Source organism: Intestinimonas butyriciproducens, from assembly GCF_016901775.1.
Taxonomy (GTDB): Bacteria; Bacillota; Clostridia; order Oscillospirales; family Butyricicoccaceae; genus Pseudobutyricicoccus.
Window position 1 is genome coordinate 1 of sequence record NZ_JACJKW010000006.1, and the last position, 16,229, is coordinate 16,229.

Annotated in this window: 14 protein-coding genes; 5 read left to right on the plus strand and 9 right to left on the minus strand. The window is 56.9% G+C overall.

Annotated features, from left to right (window positions below; genetic code table 11):
• Window positions 1-175: 175 nt before the first annotated feature.
• Both H6A25_RS04150 and H6A25_RS04155 read right to left on the minus strand, forming a co-directional pair.
• Window positions 176-1,051: a metallophosphoesterase gene (locus H6A25_RS04150; protein ID WP_204750744.1), complete on the minus strand. Its 876-nt coding sequence runs from the start codon at window positions 1,049-1,051 to the stop codon at window positions 176-178.
• Between the two features lie 30 nt (window positions 1,052-1,081).
• Window positions 1,082-1,702, minus strand: coding sequence for a DUF1847 domain-containing protein (locus H6A25_RS04155; RefSeq protein WP_345941580.1), 621 nt, complete (start codon window positions 1,700-1,702; stop codon window positions 1,082-1,084).
• Window positions 1,703-1,877: 175 nt separating this feature from the next.
• Between H6A25_RS04155 and H6A25_RS04160 the strand changes: the two genes are divergently transcribed.
• From H6A25_RS04160 to H6A25_RS04180, 5 genes are all read left to right on the plus strand, one after another.
• On the plus strand, window positions 1,878-3,062 hold the full coding sequence (locus H6A25_RS04160) for a patatin-like phospholipase family protein (protein ID WP_204750745.1): 1,185 nt from the start codon (window positions 1,878-1,880) through the stop codon (window positions 3,060-3,062).
• Window positions 3,063-3,357: 295 nt separating this feature from the next.
• Window positions 3,358-4,014, plus strand: coding sequence for a Crp/Fnr family transcriptional regulator (locus H6A25_RS04165; RefSeq protein ID WP_204750746.1), 657 nt, complete (start codon window positions 3,358-3,360; stop codon window positions 4,012-4,014).
• Between the two features lie 33 nt (window positions 4,015-4,047).
• Window positions 4,048-5,109 (plus strand): ABC transporter substrate-binding protein, encoded by a 1,062-nt coding sequence (locus H6A25_RS04170; RefSeq protein WP_204750747.1) that lies wholly within the window; start codon window positions 4,048-4,050, stop codon window positions 5,107-5,109.
• Window positions 5,084-5,875, plus strand: a complete 792-nt coding sequence (locus H6A25_RS04175; protein WP_204750748.1) for an ABC transporter permease — start codon at window positions 5,084-5,086, stop codon at window positions 5,873-5,875. The genes H6A25_RS04170 and H6A25_RS04175 overlap by 26 nt, the downstream gene beginning before the upstream one ends.
• Window positions 5,869-6,438, plus strand: a complete 570-nt coding sequence (locus H6A25_RS04180) for an ATP-binding cassette domain-containing protein (protein ID WP_204750749.1) — start codon at window positions 5,869-5,871, stop codon at window positions 6,436-6,438. Before H6A25_RS04175 ends, H6A25_RS04180 begins: the two co-directional genes overlap by 7 nt.
• Before the next feature lie 283 nt (window positions 6,439-6,721).
• Here the strand turns inward: H6A25_RS04180 and H6A25_RS04185 are convergent, their stop codons facing one another.
• The 7 genes from H6A25_RS04185 to H6A25_RS13050 all read right to left on the minus strand — a co-directional run bounded on the left by H6A25_RS04185 (window position 6,722) and on the right by H6A25_RS13050 (window position 16,215).
• On the minus strand, window positions 6,722-8,671 hold the full coding sequence (locus tag H6A25_RS04185) for a YgiQ family radical SAM protein (protein WP_204750750.1): 1,950 nt from the start codon (window positions 8,669-8,671) through the stop codon (window positions 6,722-6,724).
• A 61-nt stretch (window positions 8,672-8,732) separates the two neighbouring features.
• The gene (locus H6A25_RS04190) at window positions 8,733-9,236 is read right to left on the minus strand and encodes a flavin reductase family protein (RefSeq protein WP_204750751.1); all 504 of its coding nucleotides are present in this window, start codon (window positions 9,234-9,236) and stop codon (window positions 8,733-8,735) included.
• 107 nt (window positions 9,237-9,343) lie between these two features.
• Window positions 9,344-10,471, minus strand: a complete 1,128-nt coding sequence (locus H6A25_RS04195) for a DUF4317 domain-containing protein (RefSeq protein WP_204750752.1) — start codon at window positions 10,469-10,471, stop codon at window positions 9,344-9,346.
• A 77-nt stretch (window positions 10,472-10,548) separates the two neighbouring features.
• Window positions 10,549-13,479 carry a DNA translocase FtsK gene (locus H6A25_RS04200; RefSeq protein ID WP_243423233.1) on the minus strand — a complete coding sequence of 977 codons (2,931 nt, stop codon included), beginning with the start codon at window positions 13,477-13,479 and terminating at the stop codon, window positions 10,549-10,551.
• A 125-nt stretch (window positions 13,480-13,604) separates the two neighbouring features.
• Entirely contained in the window at window positions 13,605-13,790 is a 186-nt protein-coding gene (locus tag H6A25_RS04205; protein ID WP_204750753.1) for a YlzJ-like family protein, read from the minus strand.
• Window positions 13,747-14,448, minus strand: coding sequence for a ClpP family protease (locus tag H6A25_RS04210; RefSeq protein WP_204750857.1), 702 nt, complete (start codon window positions 14,446-14,448; stop codon window positions 13,747-13,749). Before H6A25_RS04210 ends, H6A25_RS04205 begins: the two co-directional genes overlap by 44 nt.
• A gap of 123 nt (window positions 14,449-14,571) precedes the next feature.
• Complete coding sequence (locus tag H6A25_RS13050; protein ID WP_204750754.1) at window positions 14,572-16,215, minus strand: L-threonylcarbamoyladenylate synthase; 1,644 nt, start codon at window positions 16,213-16,215, stop codon at window positions 14,572-14,574.
• Window positions 16,216-16,229: the final 14 nt, after the last annotated feature.

A 16,229-nucleotide genomic window follows, 5' to 3' on the forward strand; every position in this document is an offset into this window, starting at 1 on the left:
AGATGATTGACCGCTATATTCACTTCTACAACCATGAGCGCATTCAGCTAAAAACGGGAGAGGCGCCGCTGGCGCGACGCCTCTCCGCTTAAAACTTCATGTTTTCCTACATCGGTGCCTTTTTGTGCTGTCCGCACAATCTGGGGCGGTTCAAAGCATTCTCCAGGGCTTTTTCTTATTCTCCTTCGTGGGAAAGAATCAGTTTGACGATCTCGGGCCTGTTGTTCAGACGCAGCGGAAATTCGCTGTTGCCCAGGCCCCGGCTGACCACCATGGCGGTACTTCCCTGCACATGGACACCGCCTGTGTATTTGGGAAGTACACCCTGCCCAGGTGCAAAAATTCCCTGATGAAGCAGGCGGAACTGCCCCCCATGGGCATGGCCGCAAAGCACCATGTCCACGCCGCTCTTTTGATAAATGGGAAACAGCTCCGGCCGGTGGGAAAGCAGCAGGCGGAAAACATTTTCCTCGCCTTCGGTCAGCTGCTCCAGTTTCTTCTCCAGCACCTGGCTGTTTTTTCTCTCTTCCGGAGGTAAGAACCGGGGATCCCGCAATCCGATCAGCTCGATAAAGCCGCCACGGTATGCCAGGCAGGCCTTTTGATCTTCCAGCACACGGACACCGGCTTTGACCAGCTCTTCCCGCAAACGAGGATAGACGGCCAACCGCCCCTCATGGTTGCCGGGCGTATAGTACACCGGCGCCAGGCGCACCGCTCCCCGGACAAATTCCATGGCCTGGGCGATATTGGTCCGATGACAATCCACCAGGTCTCCGGTGATCAGGATGGCATTGGGTTCTTCCGCAGCCAGCCGATCCAGCAAACCGTGCTGATGCCGGCCAAATCTTTTGTTGTGCAGATCGGACACCTGAAGCAGAACAAAATCCTCAAAAGAGGAAGGCAGTTTATGGCTGCCGCAGCGGTAAGTGGTCACATCCAGGCTGCTGTTCTGCCACCGGCAGAAGGCGGCAAAGCCTGCGGCGGCGCCCAGGCCGCCGGCAACAGCAGCAGTCATTTTCCGCCACTGAGAAGGTCTGTTTTCTTTCATCCATCGGCCTCCTTTTCCATCGGTAAGGGTTTATACCCGTGTCTTGAAATAGGAACCGGCACAGTAAAGAGCACCGGCCGGGTTATGAGCCAGCACCCGATCCTTGGTGACCAAGGTGGTGCACATGGCCTCAGAATACTTGTAGAACATGGAATCATGACCCACGCACAGGCCGATGACCACATTGAACTGGGTCTTCTGCTCATTGAGGAGCATGGCCTGGGCCACCGGATTGCACATCACTTCAAAAGTGCCGGGACGCACCTTTTCCTCTTCGGTGACTCCCACGGTCTCCTTGGGCATAGCACCGGTTTTGCACATCACCGACACCACTTCCAGTCCATGATTGCGGAAGATCTCACAAGCCGCTTTGGCCTCCTGACGCAAACCGGTGCAAAATGCCACGCCGATCTTTGTAAAGCCATTCTTCTTGCAAAATTCAGCGATCTCCTTCACCCGAGGCCACTGGCAATAGCCTTCCGATTCCACCAGGCAGGAATTTTTATAGAAGTCGCGGTATTCCGGCTTCACATATTCTGCCTTGGCCCGCTCCATCAGCTCTTCCTTGTGCATGGGGCAATTTTTGGGCATCTTTTCCTTATCGCCGGATACGCAAGCGTGTATCTGGCAGCTGGCACAAGTATACATCATCATTTTCCTCCTTTGCGCCGGTCCATTCATACCCGGCTGTTTTTCTCATACAATAAGATGCAGTTATGCTTTTTTCTATTATAACACATCTTTCAAGGTGGACAAAGGGTATTTACATCCGCTCTATCAGATGATAGGATGAAACAAAATCACAACAGCGAAAGGAGGGTACGCTATGTTCGGTCTTGCCTTGGAAGGCGGCGGCAGCCGGGGCGCCTATCACATTGGCGCTTACCAGGCTTTTATGGAAGCAGGAATCACCTTCGACGCCATCACCGGCACATCCATCGGAGCGGTCAACGCCGCCCTGCTGGCCCAGGGAGACTGGGAAAAGGCCCGGGAAAAGTGGCTCACTCTATCCAATGAAGATCTTTTTGACATCGACAATGCCCGTTATCAAAAGCTTTTCACCGGAAAGGTGGATTCCTCGGACCTTTCCTATTACAAAGATGCCCTGCGCCAAGTGCGGGAGGATGGCGGCGTGGACACCGGCCGGATGCAAAAACTGCTCTCCCAGCTGGTGGATATCCAGCGGCTGCTGGATAGCCCGGTGGATTTCGGTCTGGTCACCGTTTCCATCCGGGATCTGAAGCCGGTGGAGGTATTCAAAGACCAGGTGCCGCCCCAGCTCCTTCTCTCCTATATTATGGCCAGCGCCACTTTTCCCGGCTTTCAGCCTACCCGCATCGGCCGCCGCTCTTTTATCGACGGCGGACTCTATGACAACTGCCCCATGCATATGCTGGTCTCCCGGGGTCATACTGACATCATAGCGGTGCGAATCTTCGGACCGGGAATCTTCCGTCTGCCCAAAGACAAGAATGTACGGGTCCGGGTACTGGAGCCTTCCGAATCCCTGGGGCCCATCATGAATTTTGATCCCTCGGTCTCCGCCCGGAATCTGCGCATGGGCTATTATGATGCCCGGCGGATGCTGGAAAATCTGGCAGGGCAACTGTACTATATCCGGCGCCCGGCCGAAGATTGGGCCTTCCCCCGCTTCTGTGCCCTTTCCAGCCAAAGTATAGGCGAAGCTCTGCGCCTGCTGGGAGAAGAGGGAGAAAAGCCTTCTCTCCGGATGCTGTTTGAAAAGCTCCTCCCCCAAATTGCTCACGAGCTGGAAGTTTGCAACGATGCCGACTACACCGGCCTGCTCATTGCCATGCTGGAAAACCGGGCCCAGCGGGCTCAGATCCATCGGTTTGCCATTTATTCGCTTACCGATTTCTTCCGCCTGGCATCGGCTGCATCGGCTCCGCCCCCTTCCCGCCCCCTGGGCCTGCTGCCCACAGCCCGATCCCGGGCCACCCAGGCTTCGGATTTTCTCCTGAACCGGCTGCTGGCTGATTTCCACAGCTGAATACATTTTCCCAGCCTCCCAGAGGCCGGGGGAGCGCATCAAAACCGTGGTAAGAGCACTGTTTCGGTTTTGGCAAGGAGCTGCACGCGGCCAACGGACCACCAGCTTTTGTAAATTGATTCAGAATGCAGGGAAAAATTTTCTCACTCCATATCCTTTTTCCGTAATCTTTATCCCCCAGCTTTTCAGAGCCCGGGGGATTTTTGTTAAACTTTTGTCATTTTTCTATTGACACCCATCATCTGGTGGGGTATACTCTATCTGTCTCATTTGAGACAATATCGGGAGGTTTGCCATGGAGCTGACTGCGAAAGAACAAGAAATTCTCAGCCGGTGCTTTCTTTTTCAGGGTCTGGAGGAAAAACTGGGACGGGATTTGATGAACCAGGGAGAGAAACGGCTGTTTGCTCCTGGGGAAACCATCTATTCCGCCCATCATTTCTGCCGGGCCATCGGGGTGATCCTGTATGGGAAAGTGCAGGTACACAATCCGGGGGGCGTACTTCTGAATACGCTGTATCCGGGAAGCTGTTTCGGGGTAGCTGCGCTGTTTCATCCCACCCAGCGGTATGTGAGCACTGTCACCGCCCAGGAGGAAAGCGGCATCCTGTTTTATTCCGGAGAAACGCTGGAAAAAATGTTTGTCCGCTGTCCCCTCACTGCCCGGAATTATATTTCTTTTCTGTCCCAGCGCATCCAATTTCTCAATGACAAAATCGGCAGTTTCACCGCCCCTACTGCCCAGGCCCGGCTGGCCCTGTGGCTTCTGGCCCATGGTCCTCAGCCCCAGGTGGAAAGCTACACCCAGCTTTCCCGGGAGCTCAACCTGGGCCGGGCTTCTCTTTACCGGGCGCTGGAATCCCTGGAGGGAGAAGGGATCATCCAGCGGCAGGGAAACTGCATCCAACTTTTGTCCCCGGAGATGCTGGAAACACTGGCCCATGCAAACTGACCCCCTACACCATATCACAAAGGAGTTTATTCCATGAAACGGAGATTTTTGTCCCTTTTCCTCGCTTTGCTGCTGCTTTTCACCCTGGCTGGATGCCAGAGTTCCTCTGAGCAGGAGGATGCCCAGAAGGATGCTGCCCAACAGGAGGAGCAGCAGAAGGAAGAAGAAAAGACCCCTGAAGAAAACACCGACGATGTAACCATCCGGGTGGCTGGGCTGAAAGGGCCCACAGCCATGGGCATGGTAAAGATGATGGACGACAGCGCCAAAGGAGAAACCCAGGGAAACTATGACTTCACTCTGGCCGGCGCTCCGGAAGAGCTCACCGGCCCCATTGTCCAGGGTGAGTTCGACATTGCCGCTGTACCCACCAACCTGGCTTCCACACTCTATAACAAAACCCAGGGTAAAGTGCAGCTGGCTGCCCTCAACACACTGGGCGTTCTGTATATCGTGGAAACCGGCGACACCATCCAGTCGGTGGAGGATCTGCGCGGCCGTACCATTTACGCCACCGGCAAAGGCTCTACTCCGGAATATGCCCTCAATTATGTACTGAATCAAAACGGACTGACCCCTGGCACCGATGTGCAGGTGGAATACAAAACCGAACACAGCGAACTGGCTGCTTTGCTGGCCGCCGGGCAGGCCGACCTGGCCCTTCTGCCCCAGCCCTTTGTCACCAGTGTTCTCACCCAGAATGAAAACGCCCGGGTTGCCCTGGATCTGACCCAGCTGTGGGAGGATGCCGCCCAGGGAGAAAGCATTCTGACCATGGGCTGTCTGCTGGTGCAGAAGTCCTTTGCCCAGGAGCATCCCCAGGCTCTGGCCACTTTCCTGAAAGAATACCAGGAGAGCGTAAACTATGTCACCGATGAAAACAATCTGGATGAAGCATCCACCCTGATCGAAGAACAGGGCATTGTTACAAAGGCCGTAGCCCAGAAGGCTCTGCCTCAGTGCAACATCGTCTGCATCACCGGCGATGAAATGAAGACCATGACCCAGGGCTTCCTGGAAATTCTAATGAATGCCGATCCCACCTCGGTGGGCGGTGCTCTCCCCGGCGATGACTTCTACTACCTGGAAAGCTAAATCCCGCCTGCTGCGCTGGGGGCTGATTGCTCTGTTCTGGCTTCTGCTGTGGCAGATCGGGGCCTGGCGGCTGAATCAGCCCCTGCTGCTGCCCTCCCCGCTTCAAGTGGGACGGCGGCTGGGGGAACTTTGTCTGACCCACCCTTTCTGGCAGAGCATCGCTTTCAGCCTGCGGCGGATCGTGGCCGGATTTCTGATGGGTTTTTTCGGTGCAGCCCTGCTGGCGGTGGCGGGATTCTTCCTGCCGCCGCTGGCCTCTCTTCTGGCGCCTCCATTGACCATCATCAAATCCACCCCGGTGGCCTCCTTTATCGTGCTGGCCCTTCTGTGGCTGCCCTCTCCCTGGCTGTCGGCCTTTATCGCCTTTCTGATGGTGCTGCCTTTGTGCTATGAAAACCTGCTGGAAGGGCTGAAAAGCGCCGACCCGCTGCTTTTGGAAATGGGGAAAGTTTATGCCTTTACCCCCTTTCAGGTTTTTCGTTACATCTATCTCCCCGCCCTGGTGCCTTATGCCCTGGCGGCGGTGCGCACCGGCCTGGGTTTTGCCTGGAAAGCGGGGATCGCCGGCGAGGTGCTGGCCATTCCCATGGGGGCCATGGGAACCCAGCTTCACACCGCCAAAGTGACACTGGAGACCACCGACCTGTTTGCCTGGACGGCGGCCATCATCCTTTTGTCTCTCATTTTGGAAAAAGGGGCTGTGGCCCTGGTGAAGTGTCTTTCCCGCCGGTATACTCCCCCCAAAAAGGAGAACACGCCATGCTGAACGCCCGGAATATTTCGTTTTCCTATGGAAACCGGCCGGTGCTGCAAAATCTGTCCTTTTCTTTGGAAAAGGGAGAACGGCTGCTTCTTTTAGGCCCTTCCGGTCAGGGAAAAACCACTTTTCTCCGGCTGCTCTGCGGTTTGCTGAAGCCCCAGCGGGGAACCATCCAGCGTCCTTCCCGCCTGGGTGTGGTCTTTCAGGAAGACCGGCTGCTGCCCACATTGACTCTGGAGGAAAACCTGTGCCTTGTGAGCCGCACCCCGGCTCTGGCCCGGCAGATTGGAGAAGAGCTGGGCCTTGGGGAGTACTTTTCCCACTATCCTGCCGCCCTCAGCGGAGGTCAGCGGCGTCGGGGGGCTTTGGGGCGGGCACTGGCCTTCCCCTGTGATGCCCTTCTGATGGACGAACCCTTTCAGGGCCTGGACGAAAAGAGCCGGAAAAAAGCAGCCCAGTGTATTCTGAAATACCAGGAGGGGCGGGCGCTTCTGGTGATCTCCCATGAACCAAAGGATGCGGAACGATTGAAAGCCCGGCCCATCACCTTGGAAAGTCTGATGATATAAAAAATCCCTGCTTCAAAAGAAGCAGGGATTTTTTCGTGTCGCCAAAGTGACAAAAGCCATTTTGGCGAATTTTTGCAAGGGCCTGGCGGCGAGCCGCCGCTCCCATTTTTTCTTTGCTCCGGTAGGTTGTATACGCCCGGGCAAGGAATGTTTGCCTGCGAGGTCACCCCGCCCTTGAGAGGTGTCAAAAACGACGCACAGGCCGCCCTTTTTTACAGATTAATGAGGGATAGAACAAACAGTCTCCCCTAGCCAGATCAATTTAGACAGCCTGATTTTTCCTTTATCGGCCTTTTTTCCCCGAACGGGATGGCTGTTTTTTGCCTTTCGTGTGCTGGGGACGAGGCGCTTTCACACCACGCACCTTTTTGTGCTCCCGCACCGGAGGCGGCGTCTCTCGCTTCCCCTTCCCCTCTTTTCGGCGGGAGTGGGTATCGTCCCACACCAGACAGTGCTTGCCATGGCCAATGAGATCCTCTCTCCCGGCCTTTCGCAGCGCCTCCAGCACCAGTGCCCGGTTTTTCGGGTTCTTCCACTGGAGCAGCGCCCGCTGCATGGCCTTTTCATGGGGATCTTTGGCTACATACACCGGCTCCATGGTGCGAGGGTCCAGATCGGTATAATACATGGCGGTGGAAAGTGTGCCCGGCGTGGGATAAAAATCCTGCACCTGTTCCGGCCGGTAGCCCGTCTGGTTCAGGTACTCCGCCAGATAGATGGCATCGTCCAGGCGGCTGCCCGGGTGGGAGGACATAAGGTAAGGCACCAGGTATTGTTCCAGACCGTATTTCTGGTTGAGCCGCTTGTATTTGTCGCAGAACCGCTCATAGATTTCCTTGGGTGGCTTGCCCATATAATAGAGCACATTGGGACTGATGTGCTCCGGGGCCACCTTCAGCTGGCCGCTCACATGATAGCGCACCAGGTCGGCGAAAAACTCACCGGAAGGGTCGCAGGCCATATAGTCATACCGGATACCCGAGCGGATGAACACCTTTTTCACCCCGGGGATCGCCCGCAGCTTGCGCAAAAGAGCCAGATAATCGCTGTGGTCTCCCTTGAGAGCGGGACAGGGGGAGGGGAACAGACACTGTCTGTCCTTGCAAGCCCCCACCTTGGCCTGCTTGGGGCAGGCGGGCCCACGGAAATTGGCGGTGGGGCCGCCCACATCGTGGATATACCCTTTGAACCGGGGATTTTCCGTCATGCGCTGAGCTTCTTTTATCACCGATTGGTGACTGCGGCTGGTGACAAACCGGCCCTGGTGCATGGTGAGGGCGCAGAAATTGCAGGCGCCAAAACACCCCCGGTTGTGGATGATGGAAAACTCCACCTCCCGGATGGCATCCACGCCCCCCAGTTCTTCATAAGAAGGGTGATAGGTGCGGGTATAGGGCAGATCGGCCACCTGATCCAGTTCCTGGGTATTCAGCGGAATGGCCGGGGGATTCTGCACCAGAAACCGGCCCTCATACCCCTGGATAATGGCCCGGCCCCGGACAAAGTCCTGCTCATCGTGCTCGATAAGGGCCGCTTTGGCATAGGCGTGCCTGTCCCGGCTGACTTCCTCAAAGGAAGGCTCCTGCACAAAGGGGAAAACACAGTCCTCTGTGTCCTTGGTCATATAACAAGTGCCCCGCACATCCCGGATCTGGTGGATGTCCTCCCCTTTGGCCAGGCGATGGGCGATTTCCTTCATCTGATGCTCTCCCATGCCGTAGATCAGCAGATCGGCGGCGCTGTCCACCAGAATGGGACGGCGCACCTTGTCCTCCCAATAGTCATAGTGGGCAAACCGGCGCAAAGACGCTTCAATGCCGCCAATGACGATGGGAAGATCGGGCCAGGCCCGCTTCACCAGGTTGGAATAGACGATCACCGCCCGGTCAGGGCGTTTGCCGCCCATTCCGCCGGGAGTGTAGGCGTCCTTTTCCCGCCGCCGCTTGGCTACGGTGTAATGGGCCACCATGGAATCGATGTTGCCCGCATTGACCAGGGCCCCATAGCGGGGCCTTCCCATGGCCAACAGCTCCTTTGCCGAATGATAGTCCGGCTGGGACAGGATGGCCACCCGGAATCCTTCCTTTTCCAGCAGACGGGAAATCACCGCCGTACCGAAGGAAGGATGATCCACATAGGCATCCCCGGTGATCAGCAGGAAATCATAATAATACCAGCCCCGCTCCACCATATCCTCTTTGGAGATGGGCAAAAATTCATAACGCTCCGCCATGGTCCCGTTCCTTTCCTTGTGTATAAAAGGACGGCTTTCAAGGCCGCCCTTTTGCGCAGTTTTATTCTTTCACATAAACCGACAGCACCTGGCCGGTATAGATCCGGTGGTAATCCCCATCGCCGTAAAATTTATCCTTCCACTGCTGGGGGATCTTTTCCGGCTTCAGATCGTCCACATAGATCTTCTTGCAGATGAGCACCACCTGGGCTTCTTCAAAGGCCACCTGCCCCTCCAGCTCCACCGGCGTCAGGCCGCTTTGGTGGATCTTATCCATATCCCGGCCGGATTTACTTCCCAGCACAGCCAGGGCCTGAGGGCGGGGCGTACCGAAGAAGGAAACGGTAAAGCAATCGTTTTCCTCGGCAAACTGCCAGGTATAACGGCTGGGACGCACATAAGCGGTAAAAGCGGGCACATTCCACAGATCTCCCATCAGTCCCCAGCCAATGGTCATGGTGTTGAAATGCTCTTTGGTTCCGGCGGTAAACAGCGCCGCCTGGTGCTCGATCATCTCAAAGGGGTTGCCCGGCATATCCCAGGCTTCCAGCTTTTTAAATCCCATAACAGTCCCTCCTGAAAAACAGATTGTTCCGTTTTGAAAACGGCCGCAAAGGGCCGGCATCTGAGCTGCTTTTATTATAGCACGATGCAGGCCAATGGGAAAGAGGGTCAGGAAATATGGATATGTACTCCATTCACTGTTACTTCCTCGTCGGCCCGGATCAGGATATACTTCACCCCATCGATCACCCGGGTCTCAAGCAGCTCACTGCGCTGGGGATCCACCTGCACCGTCACCGCCGGTGTCTTTACCTGGATCTTGTTTTCTACTACATTTTTAGGAGACAGCAGGGTTTCCTGACCAAAAGACTGGGTGTAGCACTCTTCAAAATGATTGTCTTCCTCTTCCTCCAGACCGCAGCCCCGCAGCAGCATCCCCACTTCCTTCTTGGAAAAAGTGAGGGGCTCTTCCTGCTTTTCCTCCTTGTGCCGGGCGATGGTCTCCCGCAATTTCTGATCCACTTCCAGCACCCGCTCCATGCTGCACTGCTGCTGAAAACTCTCCTCCAAAAGGCCCTGGAAGGACTCCTTCTGCTGCATCGCCAGCATGGGCAGCTCCGTGGCAAAGAGCACATCGGCCAGGCTCTGACAGTTGTCCTCCGGGCTTTTGGTGTAATAAAGGGCGTTATAGATATTGGCCGTCCGCTCGTCAAAAGCGGGGAACAAGAAGCCCAGGGCCGGACGGGCGATCACCCAATCCAGCTTGCAGTTGTGAAACAGATTCTCATGGGGAGAATAAGAAAGGCCGGGCTTGGTCAGCTTGACGGGGCAGATGGCACAGAGGATATACCGGTACACATCGGTGGAGCTGTCCTCCATCTCCTCCCCATCCTTGCCGTGACCGGGTACATCATAGGTATCATAGGCCAGCAGGATCAGGTAATTTTCCTCCAGCACCACACCTTCTATCACATTCTGGAAAAACCGCTCCGCCACATTTTCGTCCTGCAGCTGGCTTTCCCGCAGCTCCATCAGCAGCTTATGCTCTTCTCCTTCCATCACCTGTTCATTGGAAAAGGCCACATCCAGAAGATTCTTTCCCAGCGAGCCGGACAGGGCCCCTTTGAGAAGAGCCAGCATTTTTTCCTCTTCTTCCTGGCCCAGAGTGGACAAAGGCTGATCAAACTGGGCGAGGATCTCTCCCCGGTCATTGACATAGCAGCCTCTGATGTGGGTAATGCTGTTTTTATCCTGGCGAAACCGGCGGCGCAGCTCGGCCACTTCCTTTTCTGTCATAGCTCCTCCTTCTTGGGGCACGATATGTAACAATAAATCCTGGTTCTTCCTATGGTATCACATGGTTTGCGGGAAAATCAGTCGCTTTGCCGCAGCACCATTTCCCGCCATTCATCCCGGGTGATCAGCACCTGCCGGGGCTTGGAGCCTTCAAAAGGCCCTACGATGCCCCTCTCTTCCATCTGATCCACCAGCCGGGCCGCCCGGGAGTATCCCAGTTTCAGCCGGCGCTGGAGCATGGACACCGAAGCCTGTCCGGTTTCCACCACCACCTCGATGGCTTTGGGCAGCATTTCGTCCTCTTCTTCCTCCCCGCTGCCAGAAGCGGCTGCGCTGCCGTTGTCGGCGCCTTCGGCCTGGCGCTCGATGTGCTCCATGACCTCCTGGGAATAATCCGGCGTGCCGGTCTTTTTCACAAACTCCACCACCGCTTCGATCTCGCCGGTGGTGATGAAGCAGCCCTGCACACGCAAGGGTTTGGGCGCACCCAGGGGATTGTAGAGCATATCGCCCCGGCCCAGCAGTTTTTCCGCACCGGTGGTATCCAGAATGATACGGGACTCGATCTGGGACGCCACGGCAAAGCTGATGCGGGAGGGGATATTGGCCTTCATAATGCCGGTGATCACATCGGCGGAGGGCCGCTGGGTGGCGATGACCAGATGCATTCCGGCGGCCCGGGCCATCTGGGCAATACGCACGATGGCATTTTCCACTTCACTGGCCGCCACAAACATCAGGTCGGCCAGCTCGTCGATGACGATGACGATCTGGGGCAGTTTTTCCCCATCTTTTTCCTGGGCTGCTTCGTTATAGGCCTCCAGGTCCCGCACATTGTATTCGGAAAACAGCTTATAGCGGCGCATCATTTCGGAAACCGCCCAGTTGAGGGCACCCGCTGCCTTCCGGGGATCGGTGACCACCGGGATGAGCAGATGAGGAATGCCGTTATAGACCCCCAGCTCGATCATTTTGGGATCCACCATGATCAGGCGCACTTCCTGAGGGGTGGCCTTATAGATCAGACTGATGAGCATGGAATTGATGCACACCGATTTACCGGAACCGGTGGTGCCGGCGATGAGCATATGGGGCATCTTCTTGATGTCGCCCACCACATTGTGGCCGGTGATATCCTTGCCCACCGAAAAGCTGATCTTGGATTTGCTGCCGGTAAACTCCGGCGAATCGATGATATCCCGGATGGGAACCAGTTCTACATTTTTATTGGGCACCTCAATGCCCACTGCCAATTTATCGGGAATCATGGCAATACGCACGCTGGCCGCTCCCAGAGACAGAGCAATATCATCGGACAGATTGGTCACCCGGGAGAACTTGGTCCCTCGTTTCAGCTGAAGCTCGTAACGGGTGACGGTGGGGCCGCGGGTGATATCCACCAGGGTGGCCTCCACGCCGAAGCTCTTCAAAGTATCCACCAGCCGGGCGGAATTTTCCGCCAGCTCCTGGGTGTGATCCATCTCCACAGTGCTGCCTTTGTTCAGCAGGCTCACAGGGGGATAGAGATAGATATCCTTGGGGGTGTATTCTTCCAGGGCCTCTTCCAGCACCTGCTGACGCTTGTCGGCCTGTTCCGGGTCTTTTTCGTCCCATTCCGGGCCTTCCCGGCCCAAGGATTCCCGGGGCGACTGAGTAGCCGCCATGGCCGCGGCGGCTGCCAGAGTCTCATCCCCACCAAAAGAAGGCTGGGCAGCTGGTTCTGCATCTGCGGAAAAAGACTCTTCCGGCATTTGGGAGCTTTCTCCTTCCGGCTCCTGAGAAACCGTTACAGAGGGAACGGTGCAAACTTCCTCTTCTGCCTTGTCCACAGGCTCTGCCGTCCCTTCTTCTTCCCAGGGCAGGCTTACTGCCTGCTCGGCCTGGGAGGCCGTGGGGAACGGGATAGGAGCCTGCGCCTGGGTTTCCTCCTGCTTCCGCTCTTCTTTCTCCGCTGCGGCCTTGTACATCTGAGCTGCCTTTTTGGCAGCAAACTCCCGGGCTCTCTGGATGGCCGGGGGCACTACCGGCTCGCCCTGGGGCATCTCCGGAATCACCGGAGATGGCACTTCCCCGCTTTTCACCGGCTGGGCCACGGTGGCTTCCGGTCTCTGCCTGGGCTGAGCAGCGCCGATCACCTGATCCGGCGCCTGCACATTGGGCGGGGAGATGGAAATGGGCTCCCCTTTGGGATACTCCGGTTCCTGGGGTTTGCCCACAGGAATGTCGATGTTTTTCCGCTTTCCGCCGAACAACCCTCCCAGCACCGAAGAACGGGCCGGGGCAGTTTGCTGGGGCATAGGAGCCGGGGCGGGCGGAGGCGGAGGTGCCGCCTGAGCCTTTTTCCGGCTGCGGGGTCTTGTTTCCTCTTCGTCCTCTTCTTCCGGGGGCAGATCCCGCACCCGCTCAAAGAGCATGGAAAGGCTGGTGTTGGTGGAGATCAGCAGGCAAACCACTCCTGCAAGAAAAATCACCACAATGGCTCCTGCATCGGAGAGAGCCGCCGACAAAAACATAGCCAGACCACCGGACAAAAGGCCACCAGAGGTGCGGGAAGCACCGGTAAGGCACAGATCGATGAGTCCATCCATGGTCAAGGGAAATTCCTTGGCACAGAGGAAAATATGGGCGGCGCTGCCCCACAGCACCGGAAGCAAAAGGGCGCAGAACACCCGCAAACGCACCTTTCCCCGGCGTTTTATGATAAAAAGCCCTGCAGCAAAAAGCAAGCAGAAAGGCAGAAGTACAAAGCCGGTGCCGATCAGCCCGCCGATGCCCTTTTCCAGCCACAAAAGCAAAAAGCCGGTGACCCGCAGCAGGCTGAGGAAACAGAGCACCGCCACAGCAGCACAGACGCCGGCATAGATCTCCCTCCGGGCCGCCACCTGCTGCCGGGTGGGCTTTTTCTTTTGGCTTCTGCTTCCGCTCCGGCTGGAGGAAGAAGAGGTGCTCCGCTTTTTTCCTCCGCTGGAGGAAGAGGATGAAGTTTTTCGATTCTGGGTATTGGCCAACTGTGATCACCTGTACTTTATTTTTGCGTATAACATTGCAGGATACAGTATAGCACATTTGTTTCAAAAAAGACAGTCTGTCTTTGACGAAAAAAGTCCCGCCTGGCTGTGCCAAGCGGGACTTTTTATTGAATTTCCAGCTGGGAAAGGGAAAGATAGGCACTGAGATCGGTGGTATAGAGTCTGCCCAGGCGGGGCCGTCCATACTGGTCCACATGGATCTCTGCCATGGCTCCTCCATATCGGGCCTGCTCCGGCTTGCCGTACTCACTGGGGAAGATCTGATCCTCCGGAATGATGGTGTGCAGCATCTGTTTCCCTCCCTTTTTTCTCGTCGATCATGGCGTGGAGACACTCCAATGCATCGCTGAGGCTTCCCAGGCTGTCGATGAGACCGATGTCCACCGCGTCTTTGCCATAGACCACGCTGCCCACATCGGTGGTCAGCTCTCCGGTTTTCATCATCAGCTTGCGGAAGTCCTCTGCGGACACATGGCTGTTTTCCACCACAAAATCCACGATCCGATCCTGAATCTTTTCAAAATAGGTCATGGTCTGGGGCACGCCGATCACCGTGCCGCTGAGCCGCACCGGGTGCACCGTCATGGACGCCGTGGGCGCAATAAAGCTCTTCTGGGCCGAAACGGCCAGAGGCACCCCAATGGAGTGCCCTCCTCCCAGCACCAGGGAAACGGTGGGCTTTTTCATGCCGGCGATCAGCTCAGCGATGGCCAGCCCGGCCTCCACATCCCCGCCCACCGTGTTGAGCAGAATCAGCAAGCCGTCGATGTCATCGCTTTCCTCAATGGCCGCCAGTTGAGGCATCACATGCTCATATTTGGTGGTCTTGTTCTGGGGCGGTAGGATCATATGCCCCTCCACCTGCCCTACAATGGTAAGACAGTGGATGGATGACTTCTTTTTTTCGCTTTCCAAAGTGAGAGAGCCGATCTGACGGATGGCGTCCATCTGTTCTTCCGGCACCTTTCCCTCCTGCTCTTCCCCTTGCTGATGGTTTTTGATGGTAAATTCTTTCTTGTTCAAAAAAACACCCCTGGGCTCAGTGTGCCCAGGGGTTGTCAAACTATGCACTTATTTTTTCCCTGTCTCTTCTTCCATCTGGGGCAGGCTTTCCTTCAGATTCCGGAAAAGGGCTTCCTCGTCCCCGTCGTTTTCGATGAGGATATCGCACAGGGCCTCATAGAACTGCCGGTCCGGCTGGGAGGCCAGACGGATGCGGGCCTGTTCGGGGCTGATGCCGTCCCGGCGGACGATCCGCTCGGTGAGAGCCGGTTCGGGAGCCACCACGCCGATGACGAAATCACACACATGGTCCAGGCCGCTTTCATACAGCAGCGGCACATCCAGACCAATGCGGCGGCAGCCCTGGCTGGTAAGCACCCGGATGCGGCGGCGGATCTCCCGTTTCACCGCCGGATGGGTGATGGCATTGAGCCGGCGCAGCTCCATCCGGTCTTCAAACACGATGCGGCTGAGAGCCTTCCGGTCCACATTCCCATCGGGCCCGGCCACGGCGGGGAACTGATTGAGCACCGTACGGGTCAGGTTCCGATCCAGCTTGAGCAGCTGATGATACACCTGGTCGGCATCAATGATCTGCCAGCCCATCTGCTGGAGGCAAGCGCCCACACTGCTTTTGCCGCTGCCCGAAGTGCCGGTGATGCCCACCACCTGGAATTTCACCGGATGCACCACCTGGAACCCGGCCGCTTTGTGAATGCGGTTGCTCACCGCCAGCCCTTCCCCGAAGGGACGGGGGGCCTGGGCCAGGATCCGCTGACAGGAAGTGTCATCAAGATCCCGCAGGGCTGCAAAAAGCTGCTGGCCCTGGGCCTGTTTGTCGCAAGAGGGGCCATAGGTGCGCACAGGCCCCTTTTCGTCATCATAGAAATCGTGGTATTCATCAAAGCACAGCACCGCATCGTGGGGCTGCATCTCCTGCTCGATAGCCCGGGCGGTCACATCAGGCGCACCCACAAAGAGCAGCACCGGAGCCTTGGGCGCATAGTGGCGGTATTTCATTCCAGGAGAGCGCACCGGCTGGCCGGGAGCCACCTCGTGGAACACCGCTTCGTCGATCTCCACATTCTTCCCCAGCACCCGCTTCAGCTGTTTCTGGGTAATGGCGCCAGGTCGGAGAATGCGGGGCACTTCCCCGGTCATGTCCACCACGGTGGACTCCACACCCACCGAGCATTCGCCCCCATCCAGCACTGCCTCGATCCGGCCTTTCATGTCTTCCATCACATGGTGGGCCGTAGTGGGGCTGGGTTTTCCTGAGCGGTTGGCCGAAGGAGCCGCCAGAGGCACACCGGCCGCCCGGATCACATCCCGGGCTGCCGGATGCTGAGGCATCCGGATGGCAACTGTCTCCAGTCCGGCGGTGATCTCCTGAGGCACCCGGGGGCTTTTGCGAAACACCATGGTCAAGGGGCCGGGCCAGAAGGACTGGGCCAGTTTTTCCGCCATGGGAGGCACCTGCTCCACCAGGGGCGGCAGATCCTCCAAAGAGGCGATATGCACGATGAGAGGATTGTCCTGGGGCCGGCCTTTGGCTTCAAAAATTTTACTCACCGCCTGCCCGCTGGTAGCGTCGGCAGCCAGGCCATAAACTGTTTCGGTGGGGATGGCCACAATGCCTCCCCGGCGGAGGATCTCCCCCGCCCGCTGCACATCTTCCTGTTCATTTGCCTTCAAAAGCAGTGTTTCCATCATGTTTTAACTCCTTC